Here is a 19,664-nt window from a genome sequence, read left to right as displayed (position 1 = left end):
GGGTTGATGCTGCTTTTGCGTTGCTCTGATGACGGAGCCGCTTTTGCAGCCCTTGCGGTTGTTGCAATTGGAAATGGTTGCTGCTGGTTAGCTGTGCCTAGGTTTCACCCTAATTTGACAAATCGGTGACAGTTCCTGACTTGCGTCAAGCAGAAGATGCGTCGCGCCCGTGTGAATTTTTATAAATATATTGTGAAAATTAATAAACATGCATGACCCCATGCATGTCGCGAGAGTCCACCACGCGGGGCTGGCGGGGACGAGCAACCGTGCACACGCACTTCCAAAGGAGTAGACCAGAGCATGACGCGTCAAACAACTTTCAGCCGATCACCGCTTTTTTATGCCATGTCAGCCGCTTTGCTGCTGAGCGCCTGTGGCGGCGGATCGGGCAGCGACGACAACACCCCGGCAGCACAGCTGCCCCAGCCGACCAAGATTGTCGATGGCGTGCCCGCCATTGATCCGGCCATCGCAGCGGCTTCGGCCAAGCTGGTGACGGACAAGAACATCCTCGCCATCACCGCCGAGCTCAACACGCCAGCCAGCGAGAAAGCGCGTTTTGACCAGCACATGGAGCTGGTGCGCATTGCATCGCCCTCGCGCTTCGAGCACCGCATGGTGGCCGAGGTGCACCGCCGCATGGCCCAGGAGTGGGGCTTCTCGGCCAGCGAGATCAAGACCCGGGCCGACGGCAATATCGCCGGCACCGATGTGCAGGTGGTCGACGGCTCGGCCGTGTACAACGCCTGTGTCGAAATCAAGGGCAGCTACTCCAGCAGCAAGGGCGCGCAGTCGTACAAGGGCCAATACCCCAAGGTGCTGATCGAGTCGCACCTCGACGTGGTCAACCCCGAGGTGTTGCCGCCTGCAAGCAGCCCGTACCTGCCGATCAAGCTGCAGCCCATGACCGAAGCCGTGGTGACCACGCCGGACGAGCTGGCAGCCATCAGCAGCGAGCTGGCTTTCAACAGCTCGGGCCGCATTGTTGAAGACGCCAACTACGCCCTGGCGCGCAAGTGGTTCAGCAACGAAGCCGCAGCCAAAGCGGGCGGCGCGGTGCGCATGTATGTGCCTGGCTATTCGGACGCGATGGGCAACACCTCGGCCGTGTTCACCCTGGCGCAGATGATGAAAAAGCACAAGATCAAGCCGGTGTACGACGTGTGGCTGTGCGGCACGGCGGGCGAAGAAGGCAAGGGCAACCTGGCCGGCATGAAGCAGCTCTATGGCTTTGACCAGGATCTGGGCACTGGCTCCAACCCGCTGAACATCGTGGCCAACTTCGGCTCCGAAGGCGGTGGCGCGATCAACTTCACTGGCAGCTACCGTTTCGAGATGAAGTTCAAGGCTCCAGCCACGCCAGGCGACGGCTCGCCCAGCGCTGTGGAAGCCATGGCGGCCACCATCGCCAAGATTGCCGATGTGAAGACGCCTTCCGAGCTGCGCAGCGACGCGCTCAAAACCACTTACACCGTGGGCCAAGCCAGCTGCGAAGCCCCGGCCGCTGGCAGCGATGTGATCCCCAGCTGCACCTTGCTGGTGGACATGCGCTCGGAACGTACCGACACCTTGAACGAGGTGCGTGCCAGCATCGAGCCCACCTTCAAGGCTGGCATGACAGCAGAAAACAGCCGCATGGGCAAGACCGATGGCGCGCAAGATGCTGTCTCGATCGAGCAAATCTGGTACGGCCTGCGCCCCGCTTTTGTCAACGGCGACACGGCCAATATCGCGCTGCAAGCGGGCTGGCAATCGGCGCTGTCGGTGGATGTGGACAAGGCCAGCAAGGTGCCTAGCGGATCGAGCAGCCTGAACGACAACGTGCCCGCCAACACCGGCGTGCCTACCTACAACTGGTCGCTGGCATCGAACGCAGCGGGCGGCGGCGGCCATGCTTTCTGGGAATGGGGCACCAAGGGTGATCCGGCCAAGGAAGTGCAGCGCATTCAGCGTGCGCTGACGGCGGTGCTGATTGCCTCGGGCTACAACATGGCCGATGGCAGCGTGATCGAGCCGGCGCTGGCACCTATCGGTGTGCGTACGCGTGAAGTGAAGTAAGCAGGAACAGGAGCGAAACCATGAAAAAAATCATTTCCAGCCTGTTGTTGGCTACTTTGGCGGCCGGCGCAAGCCTGGCCCAGGCACAAGGCGCGGCCACCACCATCGTGGCCGAATTCCAAGGCCCGGGCGGCCACAGCAGCAGCAACTACGGCCGTACCAGCGCCTTGCATGCCGCAGCCCGCGCGATGATGGAGCTGCAAAAATCGGGCTTGCCGGCGGGCAGCTATTCGGTCTCGGAGTTGACCGGCGGCAACTCGGTCAACTCGATCGCCTCCGATGGCAAGTTTGTTGTCAAACTCAACCCGGCTTCGGGCGTGAGCGCGGCCGATCTGCTGGCCAAGGTGACGGCGGCTTCCAAAACCGGCGCCGAGACGGAAAACGCTTTCCGCAAGGTCAAACCCGGTGATCTGACCGCTGGCGCGCCGGCTGATATCCGCTACAGCGTCAAACAGCAGTAAAGCCGTACCGGGCAGCAAAAAGCTGCTCTAAAACGCAAATGGGGAGCCTTGGGCTCCCCATTTTTATGGGCTGCGGCGGCTTGCGCCGTGCAGCCTCAGATCGGCAACAAACGCTTATGGTTTGCGCTGCGCCAGCAGCTTGCCTTCGGCGGCCATGGCGCGCAAATGGCGCTCTACGCGCAGGAAGACGACGATCATCATCATGAGCACAAAGCTCCAGAGCAGGATGGTGAAGACCAGCAGATTGCTCGGCTCCAGCAGGCGCTCCAGCCAGCCGTGGCGCGGCTTCTCGCTGGGCTCGCTGGCGCTGGCTTTGTTGCTGAACGACATGCCGTAGTTCAGCGTGAGGTTGCTCACCACCATCGAAGCGGTCTGTTTGTCGATCCCGGCTTGCACTTGCGGATCGGCCAGCAAAGTCTTCAGCGCTGCGGGCGCGCCCAGCACAAAAGCGCGGCCGGCGTCATAGCCGTAGCTGCTGATGGTGTTGCGCGCCTGGTTCAGCAAAGCCTCGCCAATGCTGGTGGGCTGGGGCTGGTAATCGCTTTCCGATTCTTCGGTGGCATCGGTCGCTGCTGCGGCAACGGCGGCTGCAGCGCTATAGCTGGCGCTCTGGCTGGCTTGCAGGGCTTTGATGATCTCGGGCAGCGGCTTGGCGGGCGCCAGGCCAGCTTCGCCGTTCTCTTGCTCCAGTTTTTTACGGGCTTCCGGGTTGCGCTCAATAGCGGTGCGCAGCAGCGTATCGACCTCAGCAAACGCGGCTACCACGGCGCTGTCGGCGGCCAGCTTGCCGTCGTTCAAGGCCTGGTCGGCATCGCCGTAACCAAAATCGGAATAGGTGATCTTTTTCAGCTCTTCATCGCTGACCTTGACGGCCGACCAATCGCGCTGCTTGTTGGCCTCGGCCTGCTCCGTCTCGCTCTTGGCCGGGCGCAGCGTCTCCACGCCCCACAGCACAAAGGTGAACAGCGTGAACAGCACCAGCAGCACCATCACCAGGCGCATCAGGTAGAGCAAAGCACTTTCAATCTTTCCCAGCATCATCCCCCCTCGGGTTGGTACAAAACCCGCGAGTGTGCCATGCGGCCATGGCGCTGGTGTGCCAACGTGTAGCGGCTGTGGTTACTGGTTGTTGCGCTGGCAGAAAACTGTTAGTGGCGGCTGCGCGTGCACCACCAGCAGATCAGCGAGCCGGCAGTGACCAGGGCCACGCCCTGCCAAAAGCTCCAGCCCGGCTGCACTTGCAGCCAGACGGTGCCCACCAGGGCCGAAAGCACGGGCGTGAAGTACGAGCCCACTGCCATCACCGTGAGATTGCCGCGGCGAATGCCGTAATCCCAGCAGCTGTAGCCCAGCGCGGTGAGGCCGCCCAGCATGGCCAATTGCACCACGGCGGGCAGCGACCACTGCAGTGCGCCTTCGCTGCTCAATCCATATTTGGCCCAGAGCACCGCTGCGACCAGCCACAAAAATAGGGACAGCGCGTTGGCGCCTTGCGCGTAGCGCTTGGAGATGACTGAGTAGCAAGGCCACAACCAGGCTGCGGCAAACGCCAGGCCGTAAGCCAGCGGGTTGCTTTGCACATTGGCCCAGACGCTTTGCACCGACAGCGCACCGTCGCCTTTTAGCACCAGCACAATGCCGGCCATAGCCAGCAACACGCCGGGCACCAGGCCGGCATGAAAGCGCTGCAAGCCAAACACGGTGGCCAGCACAATCGTCAGGCTGGGCCAGAGGTAGTTGATCATGCCCAGCTCCAGCGTCTGGCTGCGGTTGCTGGCAAAGCCGAGCGACAGCGACAGCGCAATCTCGTAGAGCACAAACACCAGGCCGCAACCCCACAGATAGGCCGGGTGCATGCGTGCCAACTGCGCGCGCTTGGGCAGGCCAAAACGCAGCGTTACCAGCAACGCGCTGAGCGTGAAAACGCAGGCCGCGCCGCCGATGGGGCCCAGATGCTCGGCCACGCTGCGGAACAATCCGACCGAGGTAGACCAGCACAAAACCGCAGACAGACCGATGGCGGTGGCGCGGGGAGAAACAGCGTCAGGGGCAAGAGAGGCGGAAGGGGCGGAAGACATGGCAGCAACAGGGCACAGACGGGCCCGCAGCAAATCCAGGCCCAGCGGCGATTGTGGCTGAAGCGGGAGCCCTTGAAGCGGCTGTGGTGGGAAAAAATGCTCCGCTCTGCCTGAGGCCGGAGGAACGGGCACTGCGCTTGCGGCTGGCGCCGCTGCGGCTCATTCATGGCCCATAACAAAGGCCCCGGTGGCCGGGGCATGGCAAGGTGGGCAGAGCGTGCGGGCGTTTCAGCGCGTGATCTGGCTGCCAAAAACAATGGCCGCCACCAGGGTGATCGCCACCACCAGCACGGCAAAAATAATCAGGCCGCGCTGCTCTTGCTCGGTTTGGCGGGCCTCTTCGGCATCAGTGGGAACATGGTTGGGGCGGGTGTAATCCATTGCTGCAGCTCTCCATCGGGAATCCGAAAACTATACGAGAGAGTGCGCGTCTTGGTGGCACGCCTGGTGCCCCTTGGCCTAGGGGTTTGCACCTGTAGGACCGCCCGCAAGCGCAGGCCGCCGTCTCCAAGCGGAGAATGCGCTAAGCTCGTGCAACGCAAGGCGCCATGCCCAGCCACGGCGCTAAAAAATCAAAGGGGATCGGGTTGAGCAACTCAAGGCTTCAGTGTTTTCTGTATCACAGCCTGTTGGCCGAGGGGCAGGGCGCGGACTGCGTCGCCGCCATCGTCAAAGCGGCGCGGCAGTTCAATGCAGAGCATGCGCTCACGGGGCTGCTGGTGTTCGATGGCTGGCGCTTTGGCCAGTATTTGGAAGGGCCGGTGCCGGCCCTCCAAGGCCTGATCCAACGGCTCAGCCGCGACAGCCGCCACACCGCATTCACGCCCGTGCTCCAGGCTGAGCTGGAGGGCGCTCGCCGCTACCCGACCTGGTCCATGGCGTATGCGTATGTCGATGAGGGCGACCCGCTGGCTGCGCTGGCCAAGCTGGAGGGCGTAAGCGCATTGCAGTACTGGCAAGCCCTGGACCGCGCCCTGGACAAAGCCTGAAAAAACGCCGCTCTAGTAACCGCGTTGGCGATCCAAGGCATTGGCCAGCGGTTCGCCCGCTTGCCATTGCGCCATGCTTCGCACCACCTGCTGCGCTTTGGCACGGCGGCTGGCGCTGGCGGCGATGTGCGGCGTGAGCAGAATGCGCGGGTGCTGCCACAGCGGCGAATCGGCGGGCAAAGGCTCGGGCTCGGCCACATCCAGCAAGGCGCTGTCGAGCTGACCGCTGCCCAGCGCAGCCAGCAAATCAGCCGTGTTCAGCTGGGTGCCGCGCCCGGCATTGATCAACTGCGCACCGCGTGGCAATTGCGCAAACAGTTGCTGGTTCAAAATGCCGCGCGTGGCATCAGTGTCTGGCAACAAGCAGATCAGCACCTGGCTGTGCTGCAAAAAGGCGGGCAGCTCATCCGCACCACAAAAGCTCTGCACGCCTTCCATCTGCTTGCGCGTTTGCGACCAGCCTTGCACCTGGTAACCCAAAGCCCGCAATTGCCGCGCCACGGCAGCGCCCAATGTGCCCAGGCCCAGAATGCCGACCGTGGTGCTGGTGGCGATGCTGGGCGGATTGAACTCGATCCACTCGCGGCGCTGCTGTTGCGCCAGAACGCGCGGCAGGTTTTTCTGCAGCATCAGCGTAGCCATCAAACAGAACTCGGCCATGCGCTGCTGCGACTCTGCCGTCACCATGCGCACCACCGGCAAATGCGCGGGCAGCAGCGGGTCCGCCAAGATATGGTCCACACCTGCTGCCGAGCTGAACACCGCCTTGAGCTGCGGAAACGTCGCCAGCACACCCGCATCGGGCTCCCAGACCAGCGCAAAGTCGATCAAGCTGCGATCAGCCGGCGGCTCACTCCAATCGTGCACCACCACCTGCGGCGCAAACTCGGCAAAGTAGCCACGCCACTCCGGCATGGCGGCTGCGCCGCCGCTTTTGACGATGAGGTGAAGCGGCGCGGTGGAGGTGGCAGAGGCGGCAGAGGTCATGGCCGCAAAGTGTAAGCGCCGGGTGTGGCGCTTTGCCCATTCCACAGCAGCAGCCAATGGTTGGCCGTCGCTCTTGCTACTTTACCCCCTGGCCCAGCAATTGCCCGTTCACGGTCTGGCCGTAGAGCGAGAATTCGCTGTCGTGGAACTGCTTGCGCGTGTCGGCCACGTTGCCGGTGAAGCGCGGGTCTTGCGGGCGTTCGTGGCTGTTGATGAAGGTGGCCACGTCCCAGGCTTCCTGGTCGCTCAGGCTGTTGCCCAGGCCCAGCGGCATATTGGCTTTGATAAAGCCGGTGGCCTTGTCCACCTCGTGCATGCCGGCGCCCCAGTTGTACGACTGTTTGCCCCACAGCTGCGGGAAAACCTGCACATCGCCGCTGCGCTGGCCCTGGCCGTCTGCGCCGTGGCAGAGCGCGCATTTGGCGGCATAAACGGTTTCGCCGCGAGCGTAATCGGGCGCTTGCGCGGGCTTGGCGACCTTGGGGTAGCTGGCGCCGGGCAGCTTTTCGCCGACGGGCGCGCCCTTGGACATCCAGTACGCATAAGCCTCCAGCGCGACCAGCACTTCGTGGCCATCGGGTGGGGCTTTGCCGTTCATGCTGTACATGAAGCAGCCGCGCAGGCGCTCAGAGAAAGTGTCCACGCTCTTGGTTTTGGCGCGGTAGGCGGGGTATTGCGTGTATGCGCCCCACAGTGGCGCAGAGTTGGCCAGGCGCCCCGCATCCAGGTGGCAGTTGACGCAGTTGAGCGTGTTGCCGACAAAGCCTTTGGCGTTGGCGCCGGTGTGCAAAAAGATTTGCTCGCCCTTGCGGATCATGTCGCCCATGGGGCCTTCGGGAATCTGGTCTGCAGCAGGCGGCGCAAATGCGTGGCTGGCAGGCGCAGACACCGCAGCGGCTGCAGTTGCAGTTGCTGCTGGCGCTGCCTGCGTGCTGGCGGCGCTTGCGGTGCTGGGCGCGGGTGCAGCGTTGGTGCTGGCCGCTTGGGCTGGCGCAGCGGCAGTGCTCGCCGTTGGTGCAGTGGTTGGCGCTGCCGTAGCGCGTGCCGGTTCTTTCGCCTGCATGCTGCGGCTGACGCGCAAGCCGTAGTAGACGGACACGACCAAAACGGTGAGCACAATCAAAGCCGCGAACAGTTTGAGGTAGAGGTATTCGCTTTGGACCTGTTCGGCTTGCTCTGCGCTGGTGGGCTGGTGGTTGGGGCGTTGGTAATCCATGCTGGCCTCCGCTTTACTGGGCCGCGCCGCCGTTGAGCGTGGCGTAGTACTGGGCGATGGCGGCGACGTCATCGTTGCTGAGCTTTTTGGCGATGCTGCCCATCAGGCCGAGCGGGCCGGCACCGCGCTGGCCTTGCTTCCAGGCGTCGATCTGTTGCTGCATATAGCCAGCATTGAGCTTGGCAATGGCGGGGAACTGTTCGCCCACACCGGCGCCGCCCGGCCCGTGGCAGCTGGCGCAGGCCGGAATGCCATCGGCCTGGCGGCCGCGCAGCACCAGCCAGGCGCCTTTGTCTTTGCCGTCTGGCGCAGCCGCTGCTGCTGTGCGTATGCCCGATGGCAGGCTGGCAAAGTAGGCGGCAACGTCGGCGCGTTGCTGGGCGTTCAAACCTTTGGCGATGGGTGCCATGATGGCGTTGTTACGTGAGCCATCGGCAAAGGCTTCGAGCTGGCTGCGCAAATAGCCACTCGCTTGGCCGGCCAGCGGCGGGAAGGCGGCCATGCCTTCGCCCTTGGCGCCGTGGCAGCTGGCGCAAGCGGCCACGGCCGGTGGCAGGCCGTTCTGGGCAATATTTGCGCCATTTTTGGCATCGGCATTCTGTGTTTGCGCCAAGGCGCTGGCGCTGAAGCAGCAGGCTGCCAGCAGTGCCGCAGCATGGGCAGCAAGCTGCCAAGGCGCAGCAGGGGTAGATGGTCTCGTCATCGTGCTTATAGGTGGTTTATGCAGACCATGCTAGCCACACAGCGGCACAGACGGTGTCGGCTAACACCGCCTATTGCCAGCTGGCAGGGCGCAAAAAAGCCGCTGTCTCCAGCGGCTTTTTCTCAGCTGTCGTACCCAGATGGGCAGCGTGCAGCGCAATGCTTTACAGGCCCAGCATCAGCTTGAGGTTTTGTACGGCTGCGCCGCTGGCGCCCTTGCCCAGGTTGTCCAGGCGGGCGATCACCACGGCCTGGCGCAGCTGCTCGTTGCCGAACACGCGGATTTCCAGGTTGTTGGTGTTGGCCAGGGTGTCGGCGGCCAGCTTGTTGTCGTCGGTGGGCGGCAGCACTTTCACCCACTGCTCGGCCTGGTTGGTTTTGGCGTAGTGCGCGGCCAGGGCGTCGTGCAGGTCGCTCATCAGCGGCTTGCTGGGCAGCTCGTCCAGATGCAGCGGCAATTGCACCAGCATGCCCTGGGCAAAGTTGCTGACAGCGGGGATGAAGACGGGGCGGCGCGTCAGGCCGGTGTACTTCAAGATTTCGGGAATATGCTTGTGCGACATGCCCAGCGCATAGGCTTCGTAAGGCGCGGCGGTGCCGGCTTCGTAAGCCTCGATCATGGTGCGGCCGCCGCCGGTATAGCCCGATACCGAGGGCAGCGCCAGCGCGGCGTCGTGTGGGATCAGGCCGGCATCCACCAGCGGGCGCAGCATGGCAATGGCACCAGTGGCGTAGCAGCCAGGGTTGGAGACGCGCTTGGCCGCTTGCACGGCAGCCTTTTGGCCGGCGTTCAGCTCAGGGAAGCCGTACACCCAGGCGTCGTTCACACGGTGCGCGGTAGAGGCGTCGATGATCTTGATGGTGCGGCCGGTCTCTTGCTCAATGGCATCGACGAGAGCGGCGGTTTCTTTGGCTGCATCGTCATGCAGGCACAGGATGACCAGATCCACACCCGCAATCAGCGTGCGCTTGGCGGCCGGGTCTTTGCGCAGCTCGGGCGCAATGCTTACCAACTCTACGCCGGGCATGCCCACCAGGCGTTCGCGAATCTGCAAGCCTGTGGTGCCTGCTTCGCCGTCGATAAACACTTTTGCCATTGCCATCACTCCTGGGTTGCGGCGGCGCAGCCTTGCGGGCGGCCGCTGTTTATTGGGGAAAGCGCTTATTGTGAGGCAAAGCTGCCTGCTGTGTGCAAGCGTTTGGCAAATTTGCTGCAGTGGCCTACAGCGCGGCCAGCTGGCCAGCGGCTGTGTCTAGCCGAAAAAGGCTGGTGCGTAGGCGCTGCGGGCGAAAATCCTGCAAGCCTGGGGTATTTAGCCGGGCGCTGTTTGGCTTGCTTTCCTTAGTTGCCAACAAAGGCATGCTTTGGCTATTTGGAACAGGCCGATCTTGCCCTGTGTTGAATAGTTCGCTATAAAAGTAATAGCTATAAGCATTTTCACCTAAGGTAAATCCTGGGGGCCAACTCAAGCTCCGGGCTGGAATGTCAGGTTTGGCGCAGTGCAGCATGTTAAATTTGCAGGTTGCCAGGCCTCCTAGCCTTGTTTGCGCGTTCTTTGTTCTGCGTGCATGGCCGCCGGGTTTTTTCCCTTTTGTTTTACTCCGAGAGACATCATGAAAATTCATGAATACCAAGGCAAGGAAATCTTGCGACAGTTCGGTGTGCCCGTTCCGCGCGGCATTCCAGCCTTCACCGTGCAAGAAGCGGTGGAAGCAGCACAGAAGCTGGGTGGCCCGGTTTGGGTCGTCAAGGCACAGATCCACGCTGGTGGCCGCGGCAAGGGCGGCGGCGTGAAGGTTGCCAAGACCATCGACGACGTAAAGGCACGCGCAACCGACATCCTCGGCATGCAACTGGTCACGCACCAGACCGGCCCCGAAGGCCAGAAGGTTCGTCGCCTCTACATCGAAGACGGCGCCGATATCAAGAACGAACTGTATGTGTCGCTGGTGACGGACCGCGCCACGCAAAAGGTGGCCCTGATCGCTTCGAGCGAAGGCGGCATGGACATCGAGGAAGTGGCTCACTCCACCCCCGAGAAGATCATCACCGAGATGATCGACCCGCTGACCGGCATCACCGAAGCGCAATCGCGCAAGGTGGCCGCTGCCATCGGTCTGGAAGGCAAGTCCATCGACCAAGCCGTGGACATCTTCGCCAAGATCTACAAGTGCTACATGGACACCGACGCGTCGCTGGTGGAAATCAACCCGCTGAACTGCGACTCCAACGGCAACCTGATGGCCCTGGACGCCAAGTTCAACTTTGACTCCAACGCGCTGTTCCGCCACCCAGAAATCGTGGCTTACCGCGATCTGGACGAAGAAGATCCCGCTGAAATCGAAGCTTCCAAGTTCGACCTGGCCTACATCAGCCTGGACGGCAACATCGGCTGCCTGGTGAACGGCGCCGGTCTGGCCATGGCCACCATGGACACCATCAAGCTGTTCGGCGGCGAGCCAGCCAACTTCCTGGACGTGGGCGGCGGCGCTACCCCCGAGAAGGTCACCGAAGCCTTCAAGATCATGCTCAAGAACCCCAAGGTCAAGGGCATTCTGGTCAACATCTTCGGCGGCATCATGAAGTGCGACACCATCGCCACCGGCGTGATCACCGCTTGCAAGGCCGTGAACCTGCAAGTGCCACTGGTCGTGCGCATGAAGGGCACCAACGAAGAGCTGGGCAAGAAGATGCTGGCCGAATCCGGTCTGCCCATCATCAGCGCCGACACGATGGCCGAAGCCGCCACCAAGATCGTTGCCGCAGTGAAGTAAGCCCTGGAGAACACCAACATGTCTATCTATATCAATAAAGACACTCGCGTCATCACCCAAGGCATCACGGGCAAGACCGGCCAGTTCCACACCGAAAAGTGCCAGGAATATGCGAACGGCAAGAACTGCTTCGTCGCCGGCGTGAACCCCAAGAAGGCTGGCGAAAAGATTTTCGACATCCCAATCTTCGGTTCGGTCAAGGACGCAGCCAAGGAAACCGGTGCTACCGTTTCCGTGATCTACGTGCCACCAGCAGGCGCAGCCGCTGCCATCTGGGAAGCTGTGGAAGCCGATCTGGATCTGGCGATCTGCATCACCGAAGGCATCCCAGTGCGCGACATGCTCGAAGTGCGCAACAAAATGCGCGCCAAGGAAGCCGCTGGCGGCAAGAAGACCCTGCTGCTGGGCCCCAACTGCCCCGGTCTGATCACGCCTGACGAAATCAAGATCGGCATCATGCCCGGCCACATCCACAAGAAGGGTCGTATCGGCGTGGTTTCCCGCTCCGGCACGCTGACCTACGAAGCCGTGGCTCAGCTGACCGAACTGGGCATTGGCCAGTCGTCCGCCGTCGGTATCGGTGGTGACCCGATCAACGGTCTGAAGCACATCGACGTGATGCAGGCTTTCAACGATGATCCAGACACCGACGCCGTCATCATGATCGGCGAAATCGGCGGTCCGGACGAAGCGGAAGCTGCTCGCTGGTGCAAGGCCAACATGAAGAAGCCCGTCGTCGGCTTCATCGCTGGCGTCACTGCCCCTCCCGGCAAGCGCATGGGCCACGCAGGTGCTCTGATCTCCGGTGGCGCTGACACGGCAGACGCCAAGCTGGCTGTGATGGAAGAGTGCGGCTTCACCATCACCCGCAACCCCTCCGAAATGGGCAAGCTGCTGAAAGCTTTGCTGAAGTAAGCAAAATTACGCATGACAGTGGGGCTTGGCCCCCGCTAAACTGCTAATTCCAACTATAAAAAGACGCCAGATCTTGCTGATCTGGCGTCTTTGCATTCATAACAACGGAGCAAAGCATGGAGTACATCAATCATCCCGACTTCTGGATCGGGCTGGTCAAGATCATCTGGATCAACATCATCCTCTCGGGCGACAACGCGGTCGTCATCGCCCTGGCCGCACGCTCGCTGCCGCCAGAACAACAGAAAAAAGCCATCATGTTCGGCTCCGGCGCGGCCGTGGTGCTGCGCATTGTGCTGACCGTGGTGGCCGCCAAGCTGCTGGAGCTGTCTTTCCTGCAAATCATCGGCGGCTGCTTGCTGCTGTGGATTGGCCTGCAACTGCTGACCAGCCACGAAGACGAAGAAGGCGAATCCAAGGGCACCGGCTCCATGATGACCGCCATCCGCACCATCCTGATCGCCGATCTGGTGATGAGCCTGGACAACGTGATTGCCGTGGCCGCTGCCGCTGGCGGCAACATGCTGCTGCTGATTCTGGGCCTGGCCATCTCGATCCCGCTGGTCATCTTCGGCTCTACGCTGATGATCAAGCTGATGGAGCGCTTCCCCATCATCGTTATTCTGGGCGCGGGCCTGATCGGCTGGGTCGGTGGCGAAACCATCATGAACGACAAGCTGCTGCACAACTTTGTGGCCGCCAACCCGGCGCTGCACTATGTGGCTGCCGCCGCTGGCGCTGCTTTGGTGGTGGGCGTGGGTCTGTGGGTACAAAAACGCAACGCGGCAAAAACAGCCAATGCAGCCTAGTTATTGGCTGGATTTATCAAAAACGCCGGGCTTGCAGCCGGTAGAAAAAAGCGCCTTCGGGCGCTTTTTTTTGTTGCTGAAACAACGGGCTGGCAACAAAACAGTGCTGCTTGTCGTCTGGCGATGACAGCGGAACGCTGTTTGCAATCATGTCGCTGGCGTATCGCCAGCAAGCTTCGTATATTGAATGCAGGTCTGCTGGGCAGGGAGGCTAAGCGCAAGTCTTTGTTAACAAAACTATTGATGGGCAGGTCTCCATTGGTGCAAACGTATAATCGCAGCGAGGTCAATAACTATGCCGCGCTTAATAGCTTCTCTTAATGGAATGGTGGTTCAGGACTATGTACTCAAAGAGTCCAGGACCACGCTCGGCCGTCGCTCCACCAACGATATCGTATTGAGCGATATGGCGGTCAGCGGCGAGCACGCCGCATTCACCTACGAGAAGAAGATTGGCATCGTTGTGGTGGAAGACCTGGGCAGCACCAACGGCACCCGCGTCAACGGCATCAAGGTGCGCCGCCAAGTACTGCAAAGTGGTGATCTGCTCGACATCGGCAAATGCCGCATCCGCTTTCTGATGAGCTCCATCGCCCCCGAAGGCGGCTCGCCCAACGGCGGCTTCTACACCGAAGCTCTGTCGGTACCCGTGCCACACATGCTGCCCGAGAACGAATCGCACGAAGAAGGCCCTTCCACCTCGCCTGCCGAATTCCACCCGCACGACGAAGCGCCTTACCAGGCCGGCGCCCATCTGCGCGCCGTCAAAGGGGCGGACGAAGACGTCATTCTGTCCAAAATTGTCACCACCGTCGGCCGCCCCGGCATCGCCGTCGTCGCCTTCACCAAGCGCGGCAAAGGCTACGTCGTCACCAAAGTAGATGGCTCCACCGACGCCAAGCTCAACGGCAAGGCGCTGGACACCACAGAGTCCACCCTTAAAGCCGGCGACAAGATTGAGCTGGCGGGGATGGAGTACGAGTTTTTGAGTTGAGCTTTGCTAACTGGCACCGGAGCATCGTTGTAGCTCATGAAGCAAAGACACCCTCGGGTGTCTTTGTCTTTGTAGGGACAGGCAAGGACAGGTACTTCTGGTAAGTCGTTGAAGATGACAAAAATGGCATATACACCTATCGATGACAATTCTGCGTGTCAATTCATGGAAATTAATAAATTACCGCAGTTTTGTCAGCCTGTATTCAGCCTCTGGCCTATGCCAAAAATTGGCACGCCACTTGCATGCAGTTGGGCAAGCCCAATCGGCTCGATTAGGCTACTTACCTAAACACTGAATCCAAGAGAGGACTCAACATGCTGCATAAGATGCAAAAGGGTTTCACCCTGATCGAACTGATGATCGTGGTGGCTATTATCGGTATTCTGGCTGCTATCGCTCTGCCCCAGTACCGCGATTACACCCAAAAGTCCGCTAATGGCGGCTGCTTGGCTGAAGCCAAGGCCTACATGGGTGCTGCAGTCGCTAACTTGGCAGACAATACGGCAGCGCCTGCTTACAATAAAAGCGCTTGCACTAACGGTGCCGTGCCCACTAAGAACGATTATGATACGGGTGCCAGCGTCATTTTTGAAGCCCAAACGCGTGGCAATGCTAATATTAAGAAAGATACCAAGTGCAATGCTGGAACGGGTGCTTGTAATCTGCGGTAATTGAGCCACCCGGTTTAATTGAAAAAGGCGCCCAATGGGCGCCTTTTGTTTATAAAAAATGGCCTGGCAACATCTACATAAATGCGAATAGAATTTCATCACTTTTGGCGGTTCATGGCTTTGAAGTTCGTCATTTTTTTTCTGACTATTGTCGTGTTTTTTCCAGGGCTGGGTGGTGGATTTATATTTGATGACGCGCCTAATATTGTCGATAACACCGCATTGCATCTTAATAGCTTGAATGTTCAAGAGCTATTGTATGCGGCTTATAGCTTTCAGCCAGGCCATGGCACACGACCCCTGCCAATGTTGAGCTTTGCATTGGATTATTGGCGTGGTGGTATGGATGCAGCAACCTTTAAAATGACCAATTTGGTCATTCATGGATTGACGGCGCTTGCATTGTTGGCATTTTTTCGAAAACTGTTGAACTTATCTCACTGTTCTTCACGCCAAGCGCAGGTGGGGGCCGTGCTTTTGGCATTGGCTTGGGCACTTCATCCTCTCCAAGTATCGTCGGTACTGTATGTTGTGCAACGTATGCAGACAATGGGCACGTTGTTTGTTGTATTGGCATTAATTGTCTACTTGAACGCCCGGCAAGCGCAAATACTGGGACAGCGCAGCCGTCTATACATAGTGTTGACTTTGCTCTTTGCGGTGCTGGCTTTAGCATGCAAAGAAGATTCTGCCTTGTTGCCCGCTTATATGCTTTGCTTGGAGTTGACGGTGCTGCGATTCCAGGCGAAAGAAGCTGCACTGGCTAATTGGTTGAAAAAATCATTTACTGTTTTTGTGGGCGTGGGGTTGATGGTCTTTTTGTTTGTCATTGTTCCCCATTATTGGCATTGGGATGCATACCCAGGTAGATTATTCTCTACGCCAGAGCGTCTGCTTACCCAAGGGCGAGTTCTGCTCTTGTATATTGTACAAATAGTGTTTCCATTGCCGGACTTGATGCCGTTTTACTATGATGGCCTGGAAATATCACATGGTTTCTTTCAGCCATGGACAACGGCCGTCGCCTGGCTGGTGCTGGCTATGCTGTTGGTGACTGCATGGATGCTGCGAGCCACAAGGCCGCTATTCGCACTAGGCATTTTTCTGTTCTTTACAGGCCACTTCATATCTAGCAATGTGGTAAGTTTGGAGTTGGCTTTTGAGCACAGAAATCACTTTGCAATGATCGGCATCCTGTTGGCGGTGTTTGATGTGGCCATGTATATTTGGCGACGCTTTGCCTTAAAACCAAAATGGGCCATCGTGGCTTCAGTGGCCTATCTTTTGACTATTGCGACTGCGACGGTTGCCCGGGCGCATGTATGGGGCGAGCCTTTGCGCTTTGCACAGAAAACAGTGGAAATTGCTCCGAATTCTGCTCGGGCATGGCTTGTTCTGTGCACTAACTATTTTGATCGCAGCAATAGCGATAAGGAAAGCCCTTATCTTGACTTAGCCATCAGCACATGTGAAAAAGGAGCCGATCAGACTCAGGCGCCACCACTTTTTTCCAATGTGGTGATTTTTAAAACAGTGAAGGGAACAGTTACCCAAGACGACTGGAATCAGTTCTTGAAAAGGTTGCAGGCTGCCCCCTTGAGTGCACAGAATTTAAAAGTGGTATGGACCATGCTGAACAATGTGGATCGTCAAATACCGCTGAATGAGGATGGGGTTCTGAAAACTATCGAAATCATTGCCAGCCGCACGCAGTTATATCCGCATCAGTACATTCGCATGGGTGCTTATATCTATAACGAAACACAAGAGCCTGGTAAGGCATACCCGTTTTTTCAGCATGCGGTTGAATTGGCGGCGCCGGGTGATGCAGATGTGCAGAAGATGCTGATGGAGCTTAAAGAGGCTGGTCGTGAGGATTGGGTAGAAAAACTCAACAAAGTACAGGCAAAATGAGGCCATGACTGATTCGAAATTATCCATTGTCCTGCCGGCGAAAAATGAATCTGCAGCCATAGGTGAAACCATACATAGCTTGGTCAATGCATGCCCTATGGCAGAAATCATTGTTGTCAACGACGGCTCGACGGACGATACTGCGGCAGTTGCGGAGGCTGCTGGAGTACGTGTTGTGTACCACCCCTACAGTAAAGGCAACGGTGCTGCCATCAAAACAGGGGCCCGAGCTGCAACAGGCGATGTAATTGTGTTCATGGACGCTGATGGTCAGCACAACCCTGCTGATATTGAGCGCCTGCTGGCAAAGATGAATGAAGGCCACGACATGGTGGTGGGAGCTCGGCAAAAAGGCTCGCAAGCCAGTGTGGGGCGAAGCTTGGCCAACGGCCTGTACAACCGTTTGGCCAGTTGGATGACGGGCCACCGAGTTGAAGATTTGACAAGTGGATTCCGCGCGGTGCGGGCAGAGAAGTTTCGAGAGTTTTTGTACTTGTTGCCCAATGGCTTTTCTTACCCCACTACCAGCACCATGGCCTTTTTTCGTGCTGGTTATTCGGTAGCCTATGTGCCAATACATGCGGCCAAGCGCATTGGTAAAAGCCATATTAATCTTGTCCGTGATGGGGCGCGATTTTTACTCATCATCTTTAAGATCGGCACATTGTTTTCACCTTTGAAAATATTTGCACCAGTGGCATGTGCCATGTTTGCAGTGGCGACGAGCTGGTATGGTTGGACATGGTGGCATCAGTCTCGTTTTACCAATATGAGTGCCTTGCTTTATACGGGGAGCGTGATGGTATTTTTGATGGGATTGATCTCTGAACAAATCACCGCTTTGATGTACCGGGGGCGTGAGTGAATACCAAAAAAATTGTAAGCCATGCCGATTTGGCGATTCATGGTGTGAGGCCGGCATTTGATCAGCCAATGCATGTGGGGAGGCCTAATATCGGAAACCGTGAAGCATTTTTGGCCTATGTTAATCGGCTTCTAGATAATAAATGGCTTACCAATAATGGTCCATTGGTACAAGAGTTTGAAAAACGGGTTGCTGCTTACTTGGGGGTGAAGCACTGCATTGCCATGTGCAATGGCACAGTCGCATTGGAAATAGCCATTCGGGCACTTGGTTTGACCGGTGAGGTTATCGTGCCATCATGGACCTTTGTGGCAACGGCGCATGCTCTGTATTGGCAAGGCATTACACCGGTATTTGCGGATATTGATCCTGAAACGCACAATCTTGATCCTGCGGCGGTGCGACGCATGATCACACCGCGTACCACAGGCATTATTGGTGTTCACCTGTGGGGCCGTTCTGCTCAGGTCGCTGAGCTGCAGGAGATTGCCAATGAGCATGGTCTAAAGCTGATGTTTGATGCAGCCCATGCATTTGGTAGTAGCTACAAGGGGAGGAGTATTGGGAACTTTGGAGCATGCGAAGTGTTTAGCTTCCATGCCACCAAGGCATTTAATACGATGGAAGGCGGTGCTATCACTACCAATGACGATGAACTTGCTGAGGCCATGCGCTTAATGCGTAATTTCGGGTTCAAGGGCTATGACAACGTCATCCATCCAGGCACGAACGGCAAGATGATCGAGGTGTGCGCAGCGATGGGCTTGGTGAATCTTGACGGGTTCGATGACATCATTGCTGCCAACCAAAGCACCCACGCTGCTTATCGGCAGGCGCTAGCAAATATCCCGGGCATCAAGATGCTGAGCTACGATAATGGTGAGCGCAATAGCCATCACTACGTAGTTGTGGAAGTCGGCGCCGATTGCCCGGTGCGGCGCGATGACATCATTGAGGCGCTGCATGGCGAGAATATTCTGGCGCGCAAATATTTCTGGCCTGGATGCCATCGGATGCAGCCGTACCGAGATCTTTTCCCGCACGCAGGACTTGTGTTGCCGCAGACGGCTGAGGTAGCGGAGCGGGTGATGGTCTTACCAAATGGTTCTCTGTCTGATGATGTCATCAAAACGATCGCGGAAATCATTCGCACCCTCGTGGGAGGCAGCTCGTGGAGGCGCTAAATATTGTGGTGGTCGGTCCAGGGTTGATTGGTAAAGAGCATATTCGGTTGATTCATGAGAACAAAAAATGTCAATTGGTAGCACTTGTCGCGCCTGATCATGTGCCGAACCATGCCATTGCGCGTGCCAACCAAGTACCGCTCTTCTACGATATCAGTGCATGCTTGGCATCATGTAAAGTCGATGGTGTGGTAATCTCGTCACCGAACCAATTTCACGCAGAACAGGCGGCTATTTGTGTTAAAGCAGGAATTCCCGTTCTAGTCGAAAAACCTATTACTGCAACCGTCGAAGAAGGCGAGGCACTGGTGCGTCTTGCTGCGCAGTATGACGCAAGAATACTGATTGGACATCATCGGGCGCATAGTCCGCTACTTGCTAAAGCAAGAGAGATCATCAGTGAGGGGAGACTAGGGCATCTGGTATCAGTGTCCGGGAGTGCACAATTTTACAAGCCCCAAAGTTATTTTCAGGCAGGACTATGGCGTACGCAGCCAGGCGGAGGTCCGATACTGATTAATATGATTCATGAAATTGGTAATCTACGCACACTGTGCGGTGAAATTTGTGCGGTGCATGCATTTGCTTCCTCTAGTATTCGTCGCTACCCAGTGGAAGATACTGTTAGTATCAATTTGATGTTTGAAAATGGAATGCTTGGTAACTTTATATTGTCAGACACTGCCGCATGCGCAAGAAGTTGGGAGCAGACCTCGCGAGAGAACCCTGCGTATCCTACATATAAAGATGAGGATTGCTATGTTGTGTCGGGGACGCTTGGTAGCCTTTCCATTCCTACATTTCGCCTTAAACATTATCGTGATGAAGAGCAGGCATCGTGGTGGGAACCATTTATAGAAGAAGTACTGAACGTGGAGCGCAAAGATCCCCTCTCATGCCAGCTTGCACATTTTGTAGCGGTGATTAATGAGCGCGTAGAACCACTAGTGTCTGCTGCAGATGGCTTGCGTAATTTAAAAATAACAGAAGCTATTTCTCGTTCTGCACAGGAAGGCCGTGTTGTGCATGTTTGAGGAGTA

At 57.9% G+C, this 19,664-nt stretch carries 21 protein-coding genes; 13 read left to right on the top strand and 8 right to left on the bottom strand.

The annotated features are described in order from the left end of the window. The first annotated feature begins 303 nt into the window (after positions 1–303). Positions 304–2,061 (top strand): zinc-binding metallopeptidase family protein, encoded by a 1,758-nt coding sequence (locus ACFIQF_RS16000; protein WP_393944370.1) that lies wholly within the window; start codon positions 304–306, stop codon positions 2,059–2,061. 20 nt (positions 2,062–2,081) lie between these two features. Beyond that, positions 2,082–2,522, top strand: a complete 441-nt coding sequence (locus ACFIQF_RS15995; RefSeq protein ID WP_393944368.1) for a peptidase dimerization domain-containing protein — start codon at positions 2,082–2,084, stop codon at positions 2,520–2,522. A gap of 114 nt (positions 2,523–2,636) precedes the next feature. Here the strand turns inward: ACFIQF_RS15995 and ACFIQF_RS15990 are convergent, their stop codons facing one another. From ACFIQF_RS15990 to ACFIQF_RS15980, 3 genes are all read right to left on the bottom strand, one after another. After that, the gene (locus tag ACFIQF_RS15990) at positions 2,637–3,563 is read right to left on the bottom strand and encodes a hypothetical protein (RefSeq protein ID WP_393944366.1); all 927 of its coding nucleotides are present in this window, start codon (positions 3,561–3,563) and stop codon (positions 2,637–2,639) included. A 107-nt stretch (positions 3,564–3,670) separates the two neighbouring features. Further along, positions 3,671–4,600: an aromatic amino acid DMT transporter YddG gene (gene yddG / locus ACFIQF_RS15985; protein ID WP_393944364.1), complete on the bottom strand. Its 930-nt coding sequence runs from the start codon at positions 4,598–4,600 to the stop codon at positions 3,671–3,673. Between the two features lie 228 nt (positions 4,601–4,828). Next, a complete protein-coding gene (locus ACFIQF_RS15980) occupies positions 4,829–4,981 on the bottom strand; it encodes a hypothetical protein (RefSeq protein ID WP_393944362.1) in 153 nt (50 codons plus the stop codon). A 167-nt stretch (positions 4,982–5,148) separates the two neighbouring features. Between ACFIQF_RS15980 and ACFIQF_RS15975 the strand changes: the two genes are divergently transcribed. Continuing rightward, entirely contained in the window at positions 5,149–5,589 is a 441-nt protein-coding gene (locus ACFIQF_RS15975; protein WP_393944361.1) for a BLUF domain-containing protein, read from the top strand. A gap of 12 nt (positions 5,590–5,601) precedes the next feature. On the opposite strand, the gene ACFIQF_RS15970 is transcribed toward ACFIQF_RS15975, so the two are convergent. From ACFIQF_RS15970 to ACFIQF_RS15950, 5 genes are all read right to left on the bottom strand, one after another. After that, positions 5,602–6,576, bottom strand: coding sequence for a 2-hydroxyacid dehydrogenase (locus ACFIQF_RS15970; RefSeq protein ID WP_393944359.1), 975 nt, complete (start codon positions 6,574–6,576; stop codon positions 5,602–5,604). A gap of 76 nt (positions 6,577–6,652) precedes the next feature. Continuing rightward, on the bottom strand, positions 6,653–7,792 hold the full coding sequence (locus ACFIQF_RS15965) for a c-type cytochrome (RefSeq protein ID WP_393944358.1): 1,140 nt from the start codon (positions 7,790–7,792) through the stop codon (positions 6,653–6,655). Between the two features lie 13 nt (positions 7,793–7,805). Beyond that, the gene (locus ACFIQF_RS15960; RefSeq protein ID WP_393944357.1) at positions 7,806–8,495 is read right to left on the bottom strand and encodes a c-type cytochrome; all 690 of its coding nucleotides are present in this window, start codon (positions 8,493–8,495) and stop codon (positions 7,806–7,808) included. 163 nt (positions 8,496–8,658) lie between these two features. Continuing rightward, positions 8,659–9,591 (bottom strand): N-acetyl-gamma-glutamyl-phosphate reductase, encoded by a 933-nt coding sequence (gene argC, locus ACFIQF_RS15955; protein WP_393944355.1) that lies wholly within the window; start codon positions 9,589–9,591, stop codon positions 8,659–8,661. A 124-nt stretch (positions 9,592–9,715) separates the two neighbouring features. Next, a complete protein-coding gene (locus tag ACFIQF_RS15950) occupies positions 9,716–10,120 on the bottom strand; it encodes a hypothetical protein (protein WP_393944353.1) in 405 nt (134 codons plus the stop codon). On the opposite strand from ACFIQF_RS15950, the gene sucC reads away from it, so the two are divergent. From sucC to ACFIQF_RS15900, 10 genes are all read left to right on the top strand, one after another. Further along, positions 10,109–11,269: an ADP-forming succinate--CoA ligase subunit beta gene (gene sucC / locus ACFIQF_RS15945; protein WP_393944352.1), complete on the top strand. Its 1,161-nt coding sequence runs from the start codon at positions 10,109–10,111 to the stop codon at positions 11,267–11,269. The genes ACFIQF_RS15950 and sucC overlap by 12 nt on opposite strands. 18 nt (positions 11,270–11,287) lie before the next feature. Then, positions 11,288–12,184 carry a succinate--CoA ligase subunit alpha gene (gene sucD / locus ACFIQF_RS15940; protein ID WP_393944350.1) on the top strand — a complete coding sequence of 299 codons (897 nt, stop codon included), beginning with the start codon at positions 11,288–11,290 and terminating at the stop codon, positions 12,182–12,184. Positions 12,185–12,300: 116 nt separating this feature from the next. Further along, entirely contained in the window at positions 12,301–12,993 is a 693-nt protein-coding gene (locus ACFIQF_RS15935) for a TerC family protein (protein ID WP_393944348.1), read from the top strand. A gap of 3 nt (positions 12,994–12,996) precedes the next feature. After that, on the top strand, positions 12,997–13,314 hold the full coding sequence (locus ACFIQF_RS15930) for a hypothetical protein (protein ID WP_393944347.1): 318 nt from the start codon (positions 12,997–12,999) through the stop codon (positions 13,312–13,314). A gap of 4 nt (positions 13,315–13,318) precedes the next feature. After that, entirely contained in the window at positions 13,319–13,987 is a 669-nt protein-coding gene (locus tag ACFIQF_RS15925; RefSeq protein ID WP_393944345.1) for an FHA domain-containing protein, read from the top strand. A gap of 317 nt (positions 13,988–14,304) precedes the next feature. Continuing rightward, positions 14,305–14,661 (top strand): prepilin-type N-terminal cleavage/methylation domain-containing protein, encoded by a 357-nt coding sequence (locus tag ACFIQF_RS15920; protein ID WP_393944344.1) that lies wholly within the window; start codon positions 14,305–14,307, stop codon positions 14,659–14,661. Positions 14,662–14,775: 114 nt separating this feature from the next. After that, entirely contained in the window at positions 14,776–16,575 is a 1,800-nt protein-coding gene (locus tag ACFIQF_RS15915; protein ID WP_393944343.1) for a hypothetical protein, read from the top strand. 4 nt (positions 16,576–16,579) lie between these two features. Next, positions 16,580–17,440 (top strand): glycosyltransferase family 2 protein, encoded by an 861-nt coding sequence (locus tag ACFIQF_RS15910; RefSeq protein WP_393944342.1) that lies wholly within the window; start codon positions 16,580–16,582, stop codon positions 17,438–17,440. Next, positions 17,437–18,624, top strand: a complete 1,188-nt coding sequence (locus ACFIQF_RS15905; RefSeq protein WP_393944340.1) for a DegT/DnrJ/EryC1/StrS family aminotransferase — start codon at positions 17,437–17,439, stop codon at positions 18,622–18,624. The genes ACFIQF_RS15910 and ACFIQF_RS15905 overlap by 4 nt, the downstream gene beginning before the upstream one ends. Further along, positions 18,612–19,658, top strand: coding sequence for a Gfo/Idh/MocA family protein (locus ACFIQF_RS15900; protein WP_393944339.1), 1,047 nt, complete (start codon positions 18,612–18,614; stop codon positions 19,656–19,658). The genes ACFIQF_RS15905 and ACFIQF_RS15900 overlap by 13 nt, the downstream gene beginning before the upstream one ends. Positions 19,659–19,664: the final 6 nt, after the last annotated feature.

This window comes from Comamonas trifloxystrobinivorans (genome assembly GCF_043359985.1).
GTDB lineage: Bacteria > Pseudomonadota > Gammaproteobacteria > Burkholderiales > Burkholderiaceae_C > Comamonas > Comamonas trifloxystrobinivorans.
Note: the sequence above shows the minus strand (reverse complement) of the source record. Positions and strands in the feature narration are given on the sequence as shown.